Consider the following 18,474-nt stretch of genomic DNA (forward strand, 5'->3'; position numbering starts at 1 on the left):
GTCTTTCCTGACACATCTTGTTAAGGAGGCACGTTTTGCGAGGTCAAACGCATCGGTTATGTCCGGGTCAGCAGTTTCGACCAAAATCCAGAGCGTCAGCCCGATCAGGTCCAAGTAGACAAGTTGTTCACCGATAAGGCTTCGGGTAAGGACACACAGCGGCCGCAGCTCGACGCCTTGCTGTCGTTCGCCCGCGAAGGCGATACGGTAGTGGTGCACAGCATGGACCGTCTGGCGCGCAACCTGGACGATCTGCGCCGGCTGGTGCAGACGTTGACCAGGCGCGGGATACGAATCGAATTCGTCAAGGAATGCCTGAGCTTCACCGGTGAAGACTCGCCGATGGCGAACCTGCTGCTGTCGGTCATGGGGGCATGCGCGGAGTTCGAGCGGGCATTGATCGGCGAGCGGCAACGCGAAGGGATCGCATTGGCCAAGCAGCGCGGCGCCTACCGAGGGCGCAAGAAAGCGCTGGCGGACAACCAAGTCGACGAGCTGCGCCGCCGCGCTGGTGCCGGCGAGCAGAAATCAACACTTGCGCGTGAGTTCGGCATCAGTCGGGAGACCCTGTATCAATACCTGAAAGTGGCGCCAGCGGCTTAACCCGGTTTTCCGTTCCACTGCACCTCAAACCCCTATTTCGATACGTCTGACCTGCGCCTGCGCCAGAGCGCCATCGGCCTGCGCGTTCGCAGCGTCAACGGCGGCTGGGTGCAGAACATCGAGCACGGCGACAGCGTGCATGGCGCCATCCATTGTCGTCACGAGTGGGAGTCGTCCGTCAGCGGCGCCACGCCCGAACTGCGGCGCCTTCGTGAGGTCGTCGACGACAAGCGCACGCGTCGCAACGTGCTCGACGCTGCAGCGAGCGGGAAAGGCCTGGCGCCGATGTTTACCACCACGCTCAGGCGTATCGCGTGGGAACTGCACCCGCAGGACGGCGGCATCATCGCGCTCGCCCTCGACCAGGGCCGGCTCGAATGCGACGGCAAGGACGGTACGATCAGCGAACTCGAGCTCGAGCTGAAGTCGGGCGACCCGGCGCACCTGTTGGACCTGGCACTGGCGCTGCAAAACGACATCCCGCTGCAGATCGGCACCCGCAGCAAAGCCGACCGCGGCTATGCCTTGCTCGCCGCGACTGCGCCGACCGCGGTCAAGGCCAACAAGCTTGCGCTGACGCGCGAGATGAGCGTCGAACGTGCGTTCCAAGAAATTATTTTCAACACGACGGCGCAGATCCAGGACAACGCTGAAGGAGTGACCGAGCGGCATGACGTCGAGAGCCTGCACCAGATGCGCATCGGCATGCGGCGCCTGCGTTCGGCCCTGGGGATCTACAAACACGTGCTGCGCCTGCCTGTGGAGTTGCAGCAGGAACTAGACTGGCTGGCTATCGAGCTGGGCGACGCGCGCAACTGGGACGTGCTGGCCGGCTCGACCTTGCCAACGCTGGCGCAGCAGCTCGCCGAGCCGCGGCAGATCGATGGCGTGCGCGGCGTGGCCGAGGAAAATGCGCGGCAATACCATGCGTCGGCGGCCGCTGCCGTCGCCTCCCCGCGCTACACGCGGCTCATGCTTGGCATCAATCGATGGGTTCAGGCGCTGGGCTGGCGTGACGAGCTGCCCTCGCACAAACGCGAGGAAAACAGCGGATGGCGCCGGTGACGGTGTTTGCCGGCGCGACGCTAAAGCGCAACGGGCTGCGGCTGCGTTCACGCGGGGCCGACCTTGACGGCGCAACGGTTGAGGCGCGGCACCGGGTGCGCATCGCCGCCAAGAAAGCCCGCTATGCGGCCGAGTTCTTCGGATCCCTGTTTTCGCCCAGGCAGGTCAAGCCGTACGTCAAGGCCTTGACCTGCCTGCAGGACGGACTCGGCGTATTGAACGATGCGGCCGTCGCCGATCGGCTGCTGTCCGGCATTGCGGACGCACGACCGGACGTTTCCGCGGAGGTCAGCTTTGTGAAAGGCTTCATGACGGCCGGCACAGTCGGGCGCGACAAAGAGTGTCGAAGCTGGCGAAACGGTTCGAGCAGATGCGTACGCCGGCCTGAGCGCTATTGCTGCGCCGAACGGTGACCGGAGGCCAGCCAGGCGCGCACCCGGTTGGCGTCGGCCGCGCGCGACATGCTGCCCTGCGAGTCGAGGAACACCATCACGACATCGCGGCCGCCGATTTCAGTGTGCAGGACCATGCAGCGTCCGGCTTCCGAAATGTAGCCGGTCTTTTGCAGGTCGATGTCCCAGCTGGCGTTGGAGATCAGCCGGTTGCTGTTGTGATACGGGGTTGCGTGGCCAGCCTGTTGAATGGTGTGGTCTTCATCCGTCGAGTACTCGCGGATCAGCGGGTGACGCTGGGCGGCGACCACCAGCTTGGCCAGGTCGCCGGCGGTCGATACGTTGGCGCTCGACAGTCCGGTCGGCTCGACATAGCGCGTGCGCGTCATCCCAAGCGACCTGGCCTTGGCATTCATCGCCGCCACGAAGGCGCCGGCGCCGCCCGGATAGTTGCGGCCGAGCGCATTCGCCGCGCGGTTCTCCGAGCTCATCAGTGCGAGGTGCAGCATCGCCGAGCGTTCCAGCCTGGTGCCGACGCGCAGGCGCGATGTGGAATTCTTGACGCGGTCGACGTCGGCATCGGTGATGGCGACGACTTCGTCCATGTTTTGCCGGGCTTCGACAACCACCAGCGCGGTCATCAGCTTGGTGAGCGAGGCGATCGGCATGACCGACTCGGCGTTCTTTTCAAACAGCACCACGCGCGTGGCGGGATCGAGGATCAGCACGGCGTTCGATGCGAGCGCGGCCGGATGATCGGACTGCACGGTGGCGGCGCGGTAGTGCTGGCGGACCCGTGGGCGCGTAACGCGCACGACCTGGCGCGCCGAGGTGGCATGTACTGCCGGGGCCGCTTTGATACGCTGTACGCGCGCCTTAACGGCACGCCGCTTGCGTGCGGGCGCCTTGGCCGCGTCGACGGCCTTGGCGGGCGCACCAGCCCGTACGACCTTGCCTGCCTGTGCGCGACTGCGTGCGGCCTCGGCCTGAACCGGCAGGGAAAGCCCTGCCGCCAATACCAACATCATCAACCACACTAACCTGAGCATTGCGTAATCCGATAAGTAGCGCCGGCGTACTGCCGACGGAACGTATTGTAGACCAGGTTGTTTGACGCTAGCAACGCGGCAGACGAGACCGCTGAAATCACAGCTGGAACTTGCCGTGTTCGCCAGGCTCGACTTCCGGCCTGGTGCCGGTGATGGCAGCTTTCGCCATGTCGAACATGCTGGTCATCTTGTTATCGTTCGAGTCCCAGTAGTGCACTGAGCGCGCGGCAACCCGCACCAGCACTACGTGCGGATCGTCGACACCGTTCGGGAACCAGACGGCAACCATCGGGTTCCACAGTTCCTTGATGCGGGCGCGGTCGACGACGCGTTCTGCGGTGCCGCTGATGGACACGAACAGCATGTCTTCAGGCTCGGCGAAGCTGACGTTGACTTTTGGATTGGCGGCGATGTTTTCCCACAGCTCCGTCAAGGTCGAGGTGTAGAACCACAGGCCGCCTTCGCTGTCGATTTCCTGGTTGGTCATCGGCTGGCTGGTCAGGTGGCCGTGCTGGTCGACGGTGGTAAACATGCCGAAGCGTACCGGCTTGATTTTTTCGGCGAGCTCGGCGACGTGGCTTGAATGGTCGAGTGTGGACATGGGAGGTTCCTCTTGGATGACTGTTGATTAAGTAGCCATCTTAGCTATTGTCGTGGACAACCTCTGTGCGCCCGCGTACGCAGTGGACCTCTCGGTGACGCGGCATCGGCATAGGGGGCAGCTAAGTGTAGCTGCTCCCCTGCCACACCACCCGGCATGCGGGTCCGCACCGGGCGGTTCGAGTAGTTGAGGTTATGTGAGACGAGGCATGCCTAGGCGGTCAAAGTAGCCGATTGTCAGCACGCTATTCAAAGCCAAGGCGCTGTTGTGCCACCAGCGGCGGCTGTTCGCCGCCACCAGTCGCGCCACTTTCGTGGGCGCTCCAAGCTTTAACAGTTCACGGTACATCGTCGGACCAGTACGCCATTGCTTGAGTTGGATCGCCCGCATCCGATGTCGCATCCATTCGTCAAGCTTGCGCCAGACTCCCGGAGTTTGAGCCAGATTGAAATAGGCTTTCCATCCCAACACGTAACGCCGCAGCTGTTCGATCACCTGAACCATGCTGCGGCCACAGGTGCGACGGGTTATCTGCCGTACCCTTTGCTTGAACGTTTCCCGCGCCTTGACTGAGACCGCCCGTTTGACCTCGCCCTTCGGGGCAGACCATAAAGAGAAGCCCAGAAATTTTCGGCCAACCGCCTTTCCCACTGCACTTTTCGATGCGTTGATCGTCAAATGCAGTTTGCCGTACAGGCGCTTTAGCAGTGTCATCACCCGTTCGCCAGCCTGCTGACTGCGCACATATACATTGCAGTCGTCGGCGTAGCGAGCGAAACGATGCCCCCTGCGTTCAAGCTCACGATCCACGTCGTCCAACAACACATTGGCCAGCAAGGGCGACAGCGGTCCGCCTTGCGGCGTGCCGGCCTCCCGTTCGGCCACCACCCCGTCACTCATAATGCCTGCGTTCAGATACGACCGGATCAGCCTGATGATGCTGGCGTCTGCGATGCGTTTCTGGAGCCGGTCGATGAGCACATCATGATTAACCCGATCAAAGAATTTCTCCAGATCGACGTCCACCACGACACGGAAGCCGTCCTGCACATGTTGCTGTGCTGCGAGCACTGCGTCACGCGCGCGACGGCCGGGCCGAAACCCGTAGCTGTGTTCACTGAAAGTAGGGTCGATCAGTGGTTGCAGCACTTGCAACAGTGCCTGCTGAATCAGACGGTCAATGACTGTGGGTATGCCCAATTCTCGTTCGCTGCCATCTGGTTTGGGGATGCCGACGCGACGAACCGGACTGGGCCGGTACGTGCCTGCCATCAACTGCTTGCGGATGGTCGGTAACGCGGTCACCAGATAGCGGCCAGTCTGGGCGATGTCCATGCCATCAACGCCTGCCGCTCCCTTGTTTGCCTTCACGCGTTTCCACGCGCGCTGCATGTTCTCTCTCGCAAGCACCTGCGCGAGCAGACCTTGCCCTGCGCCTACCGATTCGTGTCGCGGGGATGATGTTTCATCACTGGACGCGTCAGACGAGGCTTCACCTCGCCCTACCGCGACCCGCCCCGCTGATGCGGGCATCTGATGCCTTACATCATCCATCGACATGGCGATAAACACTCCTTCTCGTTCGGCCCTTCGCCCCGTGTTGGCGACTACTACGACCTCTGCTGACTTCTCGCTCCGGCTTTGCGCCGTCGCCCTTTCAGGCACGAGGCGAGATCTCCCCAGGTAAGAACGCACTCCTTCACTGCACAACCGCCGGATTTACGCCACTCCGCCTTGACCACAAGAGCTTCGCGGTTTTACGCCCGCTCGCCCTGCTCGGCAGCGCCTTCTATCCGATTCTTGTACATCGGCTCGCAGTTTCGCTCCACGCTTCCTCCCCACGGTCGGTCGCCCTTCCGCAGTTGCGCTTCACTTCGCTCGCTGTGGTCAGCTTGCGGCGGGACTTTCACCCGCAAGAGTGCGCCCATGCTGGGCGCACGTAAAAAAGCCCGGTCCGCTTTCGCGGCCGGGCTTTCTGTTCGCCAAGCGAAGCTTACTTGGCGGCGGTGACCGCACCGGCAGGCTTGACCAGGACCTTGACCTTGGCCTTCTGCTTGAGCATCTCGGTGTAGTTGTACATGTCCTGCTGGCCCAGCGCGTTGCCGATCTGCTCGACTTCGGCCTTGCGGCGCTCGGCATCCGGCACTGCAGCCTGCGACACCTTGCCAATGCGATACACGCCATAGCCCTGGCCTGGCACGTCCACGCCAACGTACGCCGGCAGCTTGGTGATGTCCGCCTTCAACACGGCGATTGCCGCGGCTGGGTTGATGGTCGGCTGCTTGCTGCGGGTCACCAGCTTGGCTTCGCCGAAGCCGGTTGCGTCAGCCGACGCCTTGGCCGCTGCCAGCTTCGCTTCGCCGGCCTGGCGGGCCAGTTTCGCCGCCTCTTCGACAGTGACGCGCTCGCGGATGGCGGCGGCCACTTCAGCCAGCGGACGCTTCGACGCCGGCTTGAACTCGATCACGCGGCCGGCGATCAGTACGTTCGGGCCGGCTTGCACGGCTTCGGTGTTGCGCTTGTTCTTCAGCGAATCTTCCGAGAAAATCGCGGCGAGAAATTTCGCCGAATTGAACGGCGCGGCGCCCAGTGCCGGCGACGGCGTGCGCGTCAGGCTGTCGATTGTCTCGACCTTCAGCTTGAACTTGTCGGCGGCCGGCTTCAGGCTGTCCGACTGCTCGTACAAGGTGTTGCTGAACGCCTCGGCCAGTTCCGAATACTTCTTCGACATCTTCTGCTTTTTCAGCTCTTCGGCGATCGCCGGCTTGGCTTCCTCGAGCGGCTTGACGGCGGCCGGCTTGAGCGAGGTCACGGTGATGATGTGGTAGCCATACTCGGACGCCACCACGTTGCTGATTTCGCCTTGCTTGAGCTGATAGATCGCATCTTCGACCGGCTTGACGAAAGCGCCCTTCTCGACCGTGCCGAGGTCGCCGCCGAGTTCAGCCGAACCCGGATCCTGCGACTCGGCCTTGGCCAAGCGAGCGAACTCCGCCGGGTTCTTGCGCAGCTGCGCGAGGATCGCTTCGGCCTTGGCCTGGGCCGCTGCTTTTTCAGCTGCAGGCGCGTCTTTCTTGGCGTTGATCAGGATGTGGCTGGCAGCGCGCAACTCGCCGGTCGAGAAATTCTTCTGGTTCTTGGCGTAGAAATCGGCGACTTCGGCGTCCGTCACGGCGACCTGGCTTTCTACCGTTTCCGGCGTGAACAGCAGGTACTCTGCTTTCACTTGTTCCGGAATCTGGAACATCGTCGCGTTCTTGTCGTAGAACGCCTTGATCATCTGGTCGGTGACCTTGACTTGCAAAATGTATTGGGAAGCCGGGAAAATCAGTTCCTGTACTTCGCGTTCCTGGTCGTTGATGTCCGACAGGCGCGTGGTGACCGAGCGTGGCGCGAAGGCGGTCGACTGCACCGCGCCGCTGATCTGGGCCAGCGCCATGTCGCGGCGTACGCGCGCGTCGAGCCCTGGCGTGGTCAGGCCGAGGCTGGCGGCTGTTTGCTTGTACTGGTTGACGTCGCCGTTGAACTGCTCGGCGTAGACCTTGGCCAGCGTGCCGTCGGTGATGGTCAGGTGGCGGCGGGTCATTTCGGCTGCCAGCGCGCGCTCGGCGATCAGGTTGTCGAGGATGGCCTGCTTCGCTTCCGGCGTTTCGAACATCTTCTGGTCGAAGCGTTCGCCGAGCATCTGGCGATAGCGGTCCATCTGGTTGCGCTGGGCGTTGTCCCATTCCTGCTGCGTGATTTTTTGTCCGTCCACATTGGCGACCGCATTGGCGTCATCGCCCTTGTTCTCGTAGCTGCTGACGCCGACCAGCACGAACGACGGCACGATCAGCAACATCAGTAAAACCTGCATGAAGCGCTTGTGGGTACGAATAAATTCAAACATGGTCAGCCAATTCTTGTTGAGAGAATGCGATTAAACGGTGCATACGAAAAAAAAGGCGAACTCTCGTTCGCCTCTTCTTCTTTTGGCGGAAAGGAAATTCCCTCATGGGGCTACTTCCAATCTACCTAATGCTGGCGGAGCGGACGGGACTCGAACCCGCGACCCCCGACGTGACAGGCCGGTATTCTAACCAACTGAACTACCACTCCTAATCTTTGTATTTTATGGCGGAGCGGACGGGACTCGAACCCGCGACCCCCGACGTGACAGGCCGGTATTCTAACCAACTGAACTACCGCTCCTAAAAATACGCTTTGCTGCATTCTACCTGGCTAAACCTTGCAGTTTGTCCAGCTAGCCTCCGACGTTTGTCACCACATCGAAGGACATTAGTTTACTGCATCCTTGAGTGCTTTGCCAGCTTTAAATTTCGGCACCTTGGCGGCCTCGATCGTGATCGCCTCATTGGTGCGCGGATTGCGTCCGGTGCGCGCGGCGCGCTCGCCGACGGTGAAAGTGCCGAAGCCGACCAGCGTGACACTGTCGTTGTTCTTCAGGCTGGTGGTAACGGCGTCCATCATGGCGTCGAGCGCGCGGGTGGCGGATGCCTTGGTAATGTCCGCCGACTTCGCGATTTCTTCGATCAATTCTGCTTTGTTCACTCGGTTCCCCGTCACGTGGTGTGATGCCGCGATACTGCGCCATCTGGTTTGCTTGCATCCTGCCTGATTCGCGCGGCCCGCGCGGCGGAAAAAAATCCGCAGGCCGTATTAAACAAGCTGGGCCTCCCGCGTGTCAAGCAAGATTGCTGCGCTTTTATATGCGCCCGCAATAAAAACAGGCGCCACCAAGGCGCCTGTCCGACCTGCCGGAGTAAACCTGCCGGGGCTTAGTGCTTCACCACGTCGGTCTGTCCATCCGTTTGCGGCGTTGCGGTAACGGCAGCGACCGGCGGCGCATCGACGACCGCTTCCGGCATGCGTTCGAGCGCGATCTCAAGCACTTTATCGATCCAGCGAACCGGGACGATTTCGAGCTTGTTTTTCACGTTATCCGGAATTTCAGCCAGGTCCTTGACGTTCTGTTCCGGGATCAGCACGGTCTTGATTCCGCCGCGATGCGCCGCCAGCAGTTTCTCTTTCAGGCCGCCGATCGGCAGAATCTCGCCGCGCAGTGTGATCTCGCCGGTCATCGCAACATCGGCGCGTACCGGGATACCGGTAAATACGGATACCAGCGCCACCGTCATCGCCGCGCCGGCCGATGGACCATCTTTTGGCGTTGCGCCTTCCGGCACGTGGATGTGGATATCGGCTTTCTCGAACACGTCGTTACGGATGCCGAGGCGATTGGCGCGCGAGCGAACCACCGTGCGCGCCGCTTCGATCGACTCTTTCATCACGTCGCCCAGGGTACCGGTGCGGATCACGCCGCCCTTGCCCGGCATCTGCACCGCCTCGATGGTCAGCAAATCGCCGCCCACTTCGGTCCATGCGAGACCGACCACCTGGCCGACCTGGTTCTCTTTTTCGGCGACGCCGAAATCGTAGCGCCGAACACCGAGGAACTTGTCGAGATTCTTGCCGTTGATAAGGACCTTTTTATCGGACGCCTTCAACAGCAGCATCTTGACAACCTTGCGGCAGATCTTCGAGATTTCGCGCTCGAGCGATCGCACGCCGGCTTCGCGGGTGTAATAACGGATGATGTCGCGCAGGGCCGATTCGTCGACCTTGATCTCGTCTTCCTTCAGGCCGTTCGCCTTGATCTGCTTCGGCAGCAGATAACGCTGCGCGATGCTGGTCTTTTCGTCTTCGGTGTAACCGGACAGGCGGATCACTTCCATCCGGTCCAGCAGCGCCGGCGGGATGTTATACGAATTCGACGTCGCCACGAACATCACGTCCGACAGGTCGAAATCGACTTCGATGTAGTGGTCCGAGAACGTGTGGTTCTGTTCCGGATCGAGCACCTCGAGCAGCGCCGACGATGGATCGCCGCGGAAGTCCGCGCCCATCTTGTCGATTTCGTCGAGCAGGAACAGCGGGTTGCGCACGCCGACCTTGGCCAGCGATTGCAGCACTTTGCCCGGCATCGAACCGATGTACGTACGGCGGTGGCCGCGAATCTCGGCCTCGTCGCGCACGCCGCCAAGCGCCATGCGGACGAACTTGCGGTTCGTCGCGCGGGCGATCGACTGGCCGAGCGAGGTCTTGCCGACGCCCGGCGGGCCGACGAAGCACAGGATCGGGGCTTTGAGCTTGTCGACGCGCTGTTGCACCGCGAGGTACTCCAGGATGCGTTCCTTGACCTTGTCGAGGCCGTAGTGATCGCCCTCGAGCACTTTCTCGGCGTTGGTCAGGTCATTGTTGACCTTCGACTTCTTTTTCCACGGCAGGTTCACCAGCGTGTCGATGTAATTGCGCACGACGGTCGCTTCGGCGGACATCGGCGACATCAGCTTGAGCTTCTTGAGTTCGTTGGTGGCCTTGTCGAGTGCCTCTTTCGGCATCTTGGCGGCAATCACCTTCTTCTCGAGTTCGTCGATATCGGCGCCGTCTTCGCCCTCGCCCAGTTCCTTCTGGATGGCCTTGACCTGCTCGTTGAGGTAGTACTCGCGCTGCGACTTTTCCATCTGGCGCTTGACGCGGCCGCGGATGCGCTTTTCGACCTGCAGGATGTCGAGTTCGCCTTCAAGCTGGCCGAGCAGGTGCTCGAGGCGCTTGGCGACGTTGAAGATCTCGAGGATCACCTGCTTTTGCTCGAGCTTGAGCGGCAGGTGGGCGGCGACGGTATCGGCCAGGCGGCCGGCGTCGTCGATGCCCGCCAGCGAAGCGAGAATCTCGGGAGGAATCTTCTTGTTCAGTTTGACGTACTGGTCGAACTGCTGAACGATCGCGCGGCGCATCGCCTCGACTTCGGAATCGTCGCCGATTTCCGAATTGAGCGGGGTCAGGTCGGCGATGAAATGGGTCGGCGAATCGCTGATGTGGTTGATGCGGGCGCGCTGGGCGCCCTCGACCAGCACCTTGACGGTGCCGTCCGGCAGCTTGAGCATTTGCAGGATGTTCGCCACGCAACCGATCTCGTAGATGTCGGTCGGCGACGGCTCGTCCTTGGCAGCTGCCTTCTGGGCCGCCAGCATGATGCTTTTGCCCTGCTCCATCGCCGCTTCAAGCGCCTTGATGGATTTTGGCCGGCCAACAAACAATGGTATTACCATATGCGGAAAGACGACCACGTCGCGCAACGGCAGTAATGGCAGCGTCGTTTGCTCGGTTAAATTGGAAGTTGTCATGGCATACCTTATAAGAAGCGTGAATCAGATGTTGGCACTGGCTGCCTGAAAACAAGGCCGGTTTGCAAAAAATATTTCGATTTCTTATCGATCTGGATCTTCGTGCTAAAAAACTACCGGCTTGGTCTAACAGATTAAACACAAAAAAATATAAAAAAGCCACCACGCGGCATAGCCGCGAGTGGCTTTTCGATTGAAGCCTGCTTCTTTTATTGAGATAAATTGTACCGCCAAGAATTAAGGGACGCAGCCCTTTTTGTTGTGTGCGGGCGGGTAATTTTCAATTTTCTCCGGATGCTTTGGCAGTTTCGCTATAAATCAGTAAAGGTTTCGCACCGTTCGTGATCGTATTTTCATCAATCACGACTTTGATGACATTCTGCTGATTTGGCAATTCATACATAACATCGAGCAAAGCATGTTCGAGAATCGAGCGCAATCCGCGCGCACCGGTTTTGCGGGCCAGTGCTTTCTTTGCAATGGCGTGCATCGCGGCTGGCCGAATTTCCAATTCAGCACCTTCCATTTCGAGCAGTTTCGAATACTGCTTGATCAGCGCATTCTTCGGCTCGACCAGGATCTGGATCAGCGCGTCTTCGGTCAACTCGCTCAAGGTAGCTACGACAGGCAGACGGCCAACAAGTTCCGGAATCAGGCCAAATTTGATCAGGTCTTCCGGTTCGGCATCGAGCATGATCTCGCTGTTGGCGCGCTGCGCCGAGCTTTTCACACTGGCCGAGAAGCCGATGCCGCCCTTTTCCGACCGGTTCTGGATGATCTTCACCAGGCCGTCGAACGCGCCGCCGCAGATGAACATGATGTTGGTGGTGTCGATCTGCACGAAGTCCTGGTTCGGATGCTTGCGCCCGCCCTGCGGCGGCACCGACGCCATGGTGCCCTCGATCAGTTTCAGCAGCGCCTGCTGCACGCCTTCGCCCGACACGTCGCGGGTGATCGATGGATTGTCCGACTTGCGTGAAATCTTGTCGATTTCGTCAATGTAGACGATGCCGCGCTGGGCCTTGTCGACCTCGTAGTTGCAGCTTTGCAGCAGCTTCTGGATGATGTTCTCGACGTCCTCGCCGACATAGCCCGCTTCGGTCAAGGTCGTGGCGTCGGCGATCACGAACGGCACGTTGAGCATGCGCGCCAGCGTCTGTGCCAGCAAGGTCTTGCCGGAGCCGGTCGGGCCCACCAGCAAGATGTTGCTCTTGGCCAGTTCAACGTCGTCTTTCTTGCCCAGGTGCTTGAGCCGCTTGTAATGGTTGTAGACCGCCACCGACAGGATGCGCTTGGCAGTCTGCTGGCCGATCACGTACTGGTCGAGCAAGGCCGCGATCTCGTGCGGCGTCGGCAGGTCCGACTTGGCGCCGGTCACGGTCTCGACGTTCGAGGTCTCGTCACGGATGATGTCGTTGCACAGGTCGATGCACTCGTCGCAGATGAACACCGATGGTCCGGCGATGAGTTTCTTCACCTCGTGCTGGCTCTTGCCGCAGAACGAGCAGTACAGGAGTTTTTCGCCGCTAGAGGATTTTTTGTCTGACATGGGGCAGGTTTCTAGTAAATTACTATAAAGACAACGCTAATACGGGAGCGCAACAAGGTGCTTGTAAACTGCCATGCTACCCGAAATAAAAACGAAACGCCCGAACGTTGTAGCGCCCGGGCGTTTTTCAGCAACACCGTTTCGAGTGCATCAGCCGCGCGTGGTCAACACTTTGTCGATCAGGCCATAGTCCGCTGCTTCTTCGCCCGACATGAAACGGTCGCGGTCAGTATCCTTGTGGATCTGTTCAACGGTCTTGCCCGTGTTGTCGGCCATCAGTTTGGCCAGGCGTTCGCGCAGGTAGAGAATCTCCTTAGCCTGGATTTCGATGTCCGAAGCCATGCCCTGCGAGCCACCGGACGGCTGGTGAATCATGATGCGCGAGTTCGGCAGCGAGAACCGCTTGCCCTTGGTGCCTGCTGCAAGCAGGAAAGCGCCCATCGAGGCGGCCATCCCGGTGCACAGCGTCGACACGTCGGGCTTGATGAAGTTCATCGTATCGAAGATCGCCAGGCCGGCCGACACCGAGCCGCCCGGCGAGTTGATGTACAGCGAAATATCCTTGTCCGGATTTTCGCTCTCGAGGAACAGCAGCTGGGCCACGATCAGGTTCGCCATCTGGTCGTTGACCGGACCGACGAGGAAAATCACGCGCTCCTTGAGCAGGCGCGAGTAAATGTCGTAGGCGCGTTCACCGCGCCCGCTCTGCTCGACCACCATCGGCACCAGGCCGAGTGCTTGTGTGTCCAAAGCCGGATTGTGGTTCATGAATTCTCCTTGCGCGTTGTCTGACGATAGCTTAAGAGGTTCTTAAGCTTGTGCGTTGCTTCCCATCAATTCGTCGAAGGCAACTGCTTTCGCGGTTACTTTCGCCTTACCGAGCACATAGTTGACGACGTTTTCTTCCAATACAAGGGCTTCGACTTCAGCCAGGCGCCGGCGATCGCTGTAGTAGTACTTCAGCACTTCCTTCGGATCTTCGTAGCTCTGCGCGAAATCTTCGATCTGCGCCTTGACCTGCTCTTGCGTTGCCTGCAGCTTGTTGTCGCCGACCAGTTGCGACAGGATCAGTCCGAGACGCACGCGGCGCTCGGCCTTGGTGGCGAACAGCTCTTGCGGGAATGGCATGTTCTTGACATCCATGCCGCGCTGGGCCATGTCCTGGCGGGTCATTTCGGCCAGGCGCTCGGAATCCTGCGCGATCATCACTTTCGGCACTTCCATGTCGGTGACCTTGATCAGGGCATCCATCACGGCTTCCTTGTTGCGTGCCTTGACACGGCCGGCAACTTCACGCTCGAGGTTGACCTTGATGTCGGCGCGCATTTTTTCCGCGTCGCCGTCTTCGATGCCCAGCGACTTCGCAAATTCCGCGTCGACTGCCGGCAGGTGGGCCCACTCGAGCTGCTTCAGGGTGATGGTGAACTGGGCGGTCTTGCCGGCCACGTCCTTGCCGTGGTAATCGTCTGGGAATGCCAGATCAAAGGTCTTCGACTCGCCGACCTTCAGGCCGATGGTGGCAGCTTCGAATTCGGGCAGCATGCGGCCTTCGCCGAGCACGAATGCGTAGTCTTGTGCCTGGCCGCCCGGGAATTCAACGCCGTCGATGACGCCGGTGAAATCAACCGTCACGCGATCGTCGTTCGCTGCGATCGGCGCGCCGCCGTCGCCATGCTCGCCGGCCTCGCCCTTGGTATGGTAGTGCACGCGCTGCTTGCGCAGGATCTCGATGGTCTTGTCGATTTCGGCGTCCGACACGTCGGCCTTGACGGTCTCGATTTCGACGGCGGCGAGGTCGCCGACCGACACTTCCGGATAGACTTCGAAGGTGGCGTCGAAGGAGAGGACGCCTTCAGGGCTGTCGTCCTTGGCATCGATCTTCGGGAAGCCGGCGACGCGCAGTTCGTTTTCGTTGGCGGCGTCGTTGAACGCGCGGCCGACCTTGTCGTTGAGGACATCGGACTCGATCTGGTAGCCGTATTGGGCTGCGACCATCTTCAGAGGAACCTTGCCCGGGCGGAAGCCAGGCGCCTTGGCCGTTTTGGCCTGCTGTTTCAAGCGCTTTTCAACTTCCGTCCGGACTTCAGCCAGCGGAAAAGAGATCGTCATGCGACGCTCGAGTTTACCCAGGGTTTCGACTGCAGTTGCCATTGTAAAAATCGTCCAAAAAAAGTGTCTATATTCGTGGTGCGAGGAGGGGGACTCGAACCCCCACACCATTGCTGGCGTCAGGACCTAAACCTGGTGCGTCTACCAATTTCGCCATCCTCGCGGGATCGCAGCCGGGGCTACCGGCTGCACCTGGTCGGCCGGCCTGCACCGGCCGCCGGAAACAACAAAGGGCGCCCGACGATGAAACCGGCCGCCCTGCAGTGCCTTTGCCCCTGGTCAGGGGCTACAACTTCAACCCGCTATTTTACTGGATTTTCTGACACGACAGGGTTTTTTCGTCGCCACCGAGGATGGCTATGCATTGCTCACCGAGGCGCACACGTGGCAACACCTCCCCGTGCACGATCCGCTCGAGCAAAGACAGCGGCACACTAAGCATTTTCCCAATGGCGTGCAGCATTTCACATTCCAAATAGCTTTTTTCTGCGCAGCTTTACCCATATCACCAAGCCCGTTACGAAGAACGCCAAAGGCAGGAGTCCGAACAGGCACATGAATATCCTTCCCCCCAAGCCAAAAGCCTCACCCGTATGCAGCGGGAACAGCCAGCTCAGGAATTTGTCGCCGCCTCGGGCCCGCTCGGGATCGATCACCCGAAGCACATTGGCGTCCCCTGAATCGATACTGATGCGCGTCGCGCCAGGCCCTTGACGAAGTTCGGCGGGCTGGCGCACGCGAATTTCAAATGGCTGGCCGCTCCTGGCTGGGAACGACACACGCGAAATGCGGCCATCTGGGAACTTTGCCTGCGCCGCGATTACCGCGCCGGCAACCGACGCGCCTTCGCCGGGGCCGATACTCTGGTTCATCAATTTGGGATTCGGCGTTACCGGGGAGATAACGTTTACAGCGGCCGTCACCCATTCCGGCATATTAAAGTAAATGCCCGACAGTGCGGATACCAGTAACACGGGCGCGGCGAAGAAGCCACCCGCGCGGTGCAGTTGGAAGCTGAACCGTGGCCACGACCCGCCATGTCGTATCGTCACCGCATTCCAGATCGCGGAGCCGATCATGCGTGGCCACCATAGCATCAGGCCGGTCAGTACCATCAGCACAAGCGCGACGCCCGTTACCGCTATGATCACCTTGCCTGTTTCGCCTGCGACCATGTAACGATGAATATGGAACAAAGTCGGCATCAGCAGCGGTCGCGACATTCCAAACTCCCCCCAGTTGCGCTCACCCGTCACGCGCAGCGTCGAAGGATCAATCATCACTTGGCGCGTGACGGACTGGACCCACGGGGCGTTTGCGCGGCCAGGCGGTACACGGTACGACGCGACGAAGACATCGCCGGCACGTAAAGGCAACTCCAGTGTGTTCGGCTTTCCGTAGCGCGAATCGCGCACCAAGGCGTCACCGACCGATTCGATCAGTGCCGGGTCGGACCGAAACGGATCGCCCGTGCGCATTCCGCGCGGCGCAGCCACATGCAACAAGCCCGGGTTGAAGAGCACGTCGAGTTCGTGCATCCAGCTGAGCGCAGACCCGGTCAACCCAAGCACGACGAGAATGGTGCCAAAGACGAGGCCTGTCCACAAATGGAGGGTGAGGGAAAAATTTTTCATATGAGTATCACGGCAAGTCTTACCAATGCGGGTGAATGAGAATAGTTCTCAATACACTTGAACAAGTGGATGATAATGGTTATCATTCACATTTTACATTGTTCTGCGGGAAAGCTCACCGCACTATTTTGAAGGACCGTTACCGTATGCCCTCAATTAAGCCCCTCGCCCTTTCCGTTGCTTCTGCGTGCCTGGCCATGGCGACATCCAGTTCTCTTGCCGAGACGGCAGATGTCAACGCAGAGGGCCTGACGGCGCAAGTCGTGGTGACTGCCACGCGCGGCGAAAAAGCCATCGACAAAATCCCCGGTGCGATCTCCGTCATCAGCCAGCAGGACCTGTCGTCGCAATATCTGATCGCGGACGATCCATCGCAGGCACTCGCCACCTTCATACCTGGCTACGCACCGAGCCGCCAAAAAATGACCTCGACCGGGGAATCGTTGCGCGGGCGACAACCGCTGATCCTGCTGGATGGCATTCCTCAGTCCAATCCCTTGCGCGCCGGCATGCGCGAAGGTTATTTCGCCGACAGCTTCATCATCGAACGCATCGAAGTGATCAACGGCGCATCTGCGGTACAGGGGATGGGCGCGACCGGCGGCATCATCAATTACATCACCAAGTCGCCGCGCACGAATGGCACCACTTACGGGGTCAACGTGCGCGCTTCGACCCAGTTCCGGTCGGATAATCTCGACTGGAAGACCGGCTACTCGGTCGCCCACGAGTCCGAGGCCTTCGACTTCCTCGGCTATGCGGCCGTGCAAAGGCGCGGCATGGGCTACGATGCCAAGGGCCGCCGTCTCGGCATTGACACAGTCCAGGGCGATACCCTCGACACCCATGGGGACGATCTGTTCTTCAAGATCGGCAAGACATACGGCGCACAGCGCCTGCAACTATCGCTCAATCGCTTCAACCTTGAAGGCGACGGCGACTACATGAACGATCCCGGCAGCCTGGCCGACGGCGTTCCGACCAGCTCCCGGCCAGGCACTCCGGTGGGCATGGCGCCCCGCAACAAGGTGCGCAGCGCAAGCCTGGACTACCGCCACGCCGACCTCGCCGGCGGCAGCTTCAGCGCGCAACTGTTCAGCCACGACTTCGAGTCCTTGTATGGGGCGACCCAAGTGGCCACCTTCCAGGACACTCGCATCGCCCCGCGCGGCACCTTGTGGGATCAATCGCAGATCATTGCTGACAAACTGGGCGCGCGCGTGACTTTCGTGCGCCCGGATACACTCGTCACCGGCCTCGAGGCGACCTTCGGCGTGGACTTTCTGCGCGATCAGACCGAACAACGACTTGCTCTGACTGAGCGCACCTGGGTGCCGCTGTTGAAATTTAGTTCGACAGCGCCCTTCGCCCAACTTGAGTACGAGGATGGCCCGATCACGGTCCGGGGGGGCGTGCGCCACGACAACGCCAAACTACGCGTCGATACATACACCACCTTGGCTGCCTATGGCAGTCGCCTCGTACAGGGCGGTTCTGCACGGTTTTCCGAATCGGTCAAGAACGTTGGCGCGATTTGGCGCTTTGCCACGGCGTGGTCGGCGTTCGTCGCCAGCTCCGAGGGATTTGGCTTGCCAGACGCGGGCCTGGTGTTGCGCGGGGTGGCAACGCCGGGGCAGTCGGTGTCGAGTCTGATCAGTCTTCAGCCTATCGTCACACGGAATAAGGAAATCGGCGTCAACTGGCGCGCCGCCCATGGACAATTCGGCATTTCGCGCTATGATTCGCGCTCCAGGTTGGGCAGCGTGATACGGATAAACTCAGCCGGAGTCGGACTTGTCGAGCGCGTTCCGACCACCGTCAAAGGCTGGGAAGTCAGCGGCGAATGGCGTCCGACCAAGCCGTTGTCGATCTCCGGCAGCTACGCCCGGACCGACGGCAAGACCGCCGCTGCTCAGGGCGCGCCGATGGACATTTCGCTTGGTGCGCGCTCGCAGGGGCCGACCAAAGCTGTGTTGGCTGCGAACTGGAAGCCGCTGGCGACGTCGCAGCTGCGTGTGCAGGCGACCCATCTGTTTAACCGCGACATCAATATCGGTCGCGTGGTCGGCACCAGCAAGCTGGAAGAACACTTCAAGGGCTACACCTTGGTCGACGCGGCCGCAACCTTTGATACGTCGTACGGCAAGTTTGGCGTGAGCATTGAGAACTTGCTCGACAAGCAATACGTTGGCTACTATTCCCAAGCAGCTGCGGCAACTGACCCTGGTAATACCTTCGCCGGTCGCGGCCGCACCCTCGCGCTAAACTGGAGTCGCATGTTCTAG

General features: G+C 60.4%; 15 protein-coding genes, 3 tRNA genes and 1 pseudogene. 5 read left to right on the forward strand and 14 right to left on the reverse strand.

Annotated elements, in window-relative coordinates:
• The first annotated feature begins 51 nt into the window (after positions 1–51).
• From ACP7DD_RS13590 to ACP7DD_RS13605, 4 genes and pseudogenes are all read left to right on the forward strand, one after another.
• A complete protein-coding gene (locus tag ACP7DD_RS13590; protein ID WP_426175387.1) occupies positions 52–603 on the forward strand; it encodes a recombinase family protein in 552 nt (183 codons plus the stop codon).
• A 36-nt stretch (positions 604–639) separates the two neighbouring features.
• A pseudogene (locus ACP7DD_RS13595) lies at positions 640–1,113 on the forward strand (CYTH domain-containing protein); the annotation flags it as partial.
• Positions 1,114–1,188: 75 nt separating this feature from the next.
• On the forward strand, positions 1,189–1,668 hold the full coding sequence (locus tag ACP7DD_RS13600; RefSeq protein ID WP_426175388.1) for a CHAD domain-containing protein: 480 nt from the start codon (positions 1,189–1,191) through the stop codon (positions 1,666–1,668).
• Positions 1,656–2,081 carry a CHAD domain-containing protein gene (locus ACP7DD_RS13605; RefSeq protein ID WP_426175345.1) on the forward strand — a complete coding sequence of 142 codons (426 nt, stop codon included), beginning with the start codon at positions 1,656–1,658 and terminating at the stop codon, positions 2,079–2,081. Before ACP7DD_RS13600 ends, ACP7DD_RS13605 begins: the two co-directional genes overlap by 13 nt.
• Here the strand turns inward: ACP7DD_RS13605 and pbpG are convergent.
• The 14 genes from pbpG to ACP7DD_RS13675 all read right to left on the reverse strand — a co-directional run bounded on the left by pbpG (position 2,060) and on the right by ACP7DD_RS13675 (position 16,189).
• Positions 2,060–3,109 carry a D-alanyl-D-alanine endopeptidase gene (pbpG, locus tag ACP7DD_RS13610; protein WP_426175346.1) on the reverse strand — a complete coding sequence of 350 codons (1,050 nt, stop codon included), beginning with the start codon at positions 3,107–3,109 and terminating at the stop codon, positions 2,060–2,062. The genes ACP7DD_RS13605 and pbpG overlap by 22 nt on opposite strands.
• A gap of 97 nt (positions 3,110–3,206) precedes the next feature.
• Complete coding sequence (locus tag ACP7DD_RS13615; protein WP_426175347.1) at positions 3,207–3,710, reverse strand: pyridoxamine 5'-phosphate oxidase family protein; 504 nt, start codon at positions 3,708–3,710, stop codon at positions 3,207–3,209.
• A gap of 192 nt (positions 3,711–3,902) precedes the next feature.
• Complete coding sequence (gene ltrA / locus ACP7DD_RS13620) at positions 3,903–5,270, reverse strand: group II intron reverse transcriptase/maturase (RefSeq protein ID WP_426175348.1); 1,368 nt, start codon at positions 5,268–5,270, stop codon at positions 3,903–3,905.
• Positions 5,271–5,703: 433 nt separating this feature from the next.
• Positions 5,704–7,599 carry a SurA N-terminal domain-containing protein gene (locus tag ACP7DD_RS13625; RefSeq protein ID WP_426175349.1) on the reverse strand — a complete coding sequence of 632 codons (1,896 nt, stop codon included), beginning with the start codon at positions 7,597–7,599 and terminating at the stop codon, positions 5,704–5,706.
• Between the two features lie 132 nt (positions 7,600–7,731).
• A tRNA-Asp gene (locus ACP7DD_RS13630) sits at positions 7,732–7,808 on the reverse strand.
• A 16-nt stretch (positions 7,809–7,824) separates the two neighbouring features.
• Positions 7,825–7,901: transfer RNA gene (locus ACP7DD_RS13635), tRNA-Asp, on the reverse strand.
• An 87-nt stretch (positions 7,902–7,988) separates the two neighbouring features.
• The gene (locus ACP7DD_RS13640; RefSeq protein ID WP_426175350.1) at positions 7,989–8,276 is read right to left on the reverse strand and encodes an HU family DNA-binding protein; all 288 of its coding nucleotides are present in this window, start codon (positions 8,274–8,276) and stop codon (positions 7,989–7,991) included.
• A 212-nt stretch (positions 8,277–8,488) separates the two neighbouring features.
• On the reverse strand, positions 8,489–10,897 hold the full coding sequence (gene lon, locus ACP7DD_RS13645) for an endopeptidase La (protein WP_426175351.1): 2,409 nt from the start codon (positions 10,895–10,897) through the stop codon (positions 8,489–8,491).
• A 280-nt stretch (positions 10,898–11,177) separates the two neighbouring features.
• Positions 11,178–12,446 (reverse strand): ATP-dependent Clp protease ATP-binding subunit ClpX, encoded by a 1,269-nt coding sequence (gene clpX, locus ACP7DD_RS13650; protein WP_426175352.1) that lies wholly within the window; start codon positions 12,444–12,446, stop codon positions 11,178–11,180.
• Positions 12,447–12,596: 150 nt separating this feature from the next.
• Entirely contained in the window at positions 12,597–13,214 is a 618-nt protein-coding gene (clpP, locus tag ACP7DD_RS13655) for an ATP-dependent Clp endopeptidase proteolytic subunit ClpP (protein WP_426175353.1), read from the reverse strand.
• Between the two features lie 42 nt (positions 13,215–13,256).
• Positions 13,257–14,597: a trigger factor gene (gene tig, locus ACP7DD_RS13660; RefSeq protein ID WP_426175354.1), complete on the reverse strand. Its 1,341-nt coding sequence runs from the start codon at positions 14,595–14,597 to the stop codon at positions 13,257–13,259.
• A gap of 34 nt (positions 14,598–14,631) precedes the next feature.
• Positions 14,632–14,718, reverse strand: a tRNA-Leu gene (locus ACP7DD_RS13665).
• A gap of 144 nt (positions 14,719–14,862) precedes the next feature.
• Positions 14,863–15,018, reverse strand: coding sequence for a hypothetical protein (locus ACP7DD_RS13670; RefSeq protein ID WP_426175355.1), 156 nt, complete (start codon positions 15,016–15,018; stop codon positions 14,863–14,865).
• A 1-nt stretch (position 15,019) separates the two neighbouring features.
• Entirely contained in the window at positions 15,020–16,189 is a 1,170-nt protein-coding gene (locus ACP7DD_RS13675) for a PepSY-associated TM helix domain-containing protein (RefSeq protein ID WP_426175356.1), read from the reverse strand.
• Between the two features lie 146 nt (positions 16,190–16,335).
• Between ACP7DD_RS13675 and ACP7DD_RS13680 the strand changes: the two genes are divergently transcribed.
• Positions 16,336–18,474 carry a TonB-dependent receptor gene (locus tag ACP7DD_RS13680; protein WP_426175357.1) on the forward strand — a complete coding sequence of 713 codons (2,139 nt, stop codon included), beginning with the start codon at positions 16,336–16,338 and terminating at the stop codon, positions 18,472–18,474.

Origin of the sequence: Massilia sp. TWR1-2-2 (assembly GCF_049897565.1) — a bacterium.
In the GTDB taxonomy this organism is placed as follows: domain Bacteria; phylum Pseudomonadota; class Gammaproteobacteria; order Burkholderiales; family Burkholderiaceae_D; genus JAFCUW01.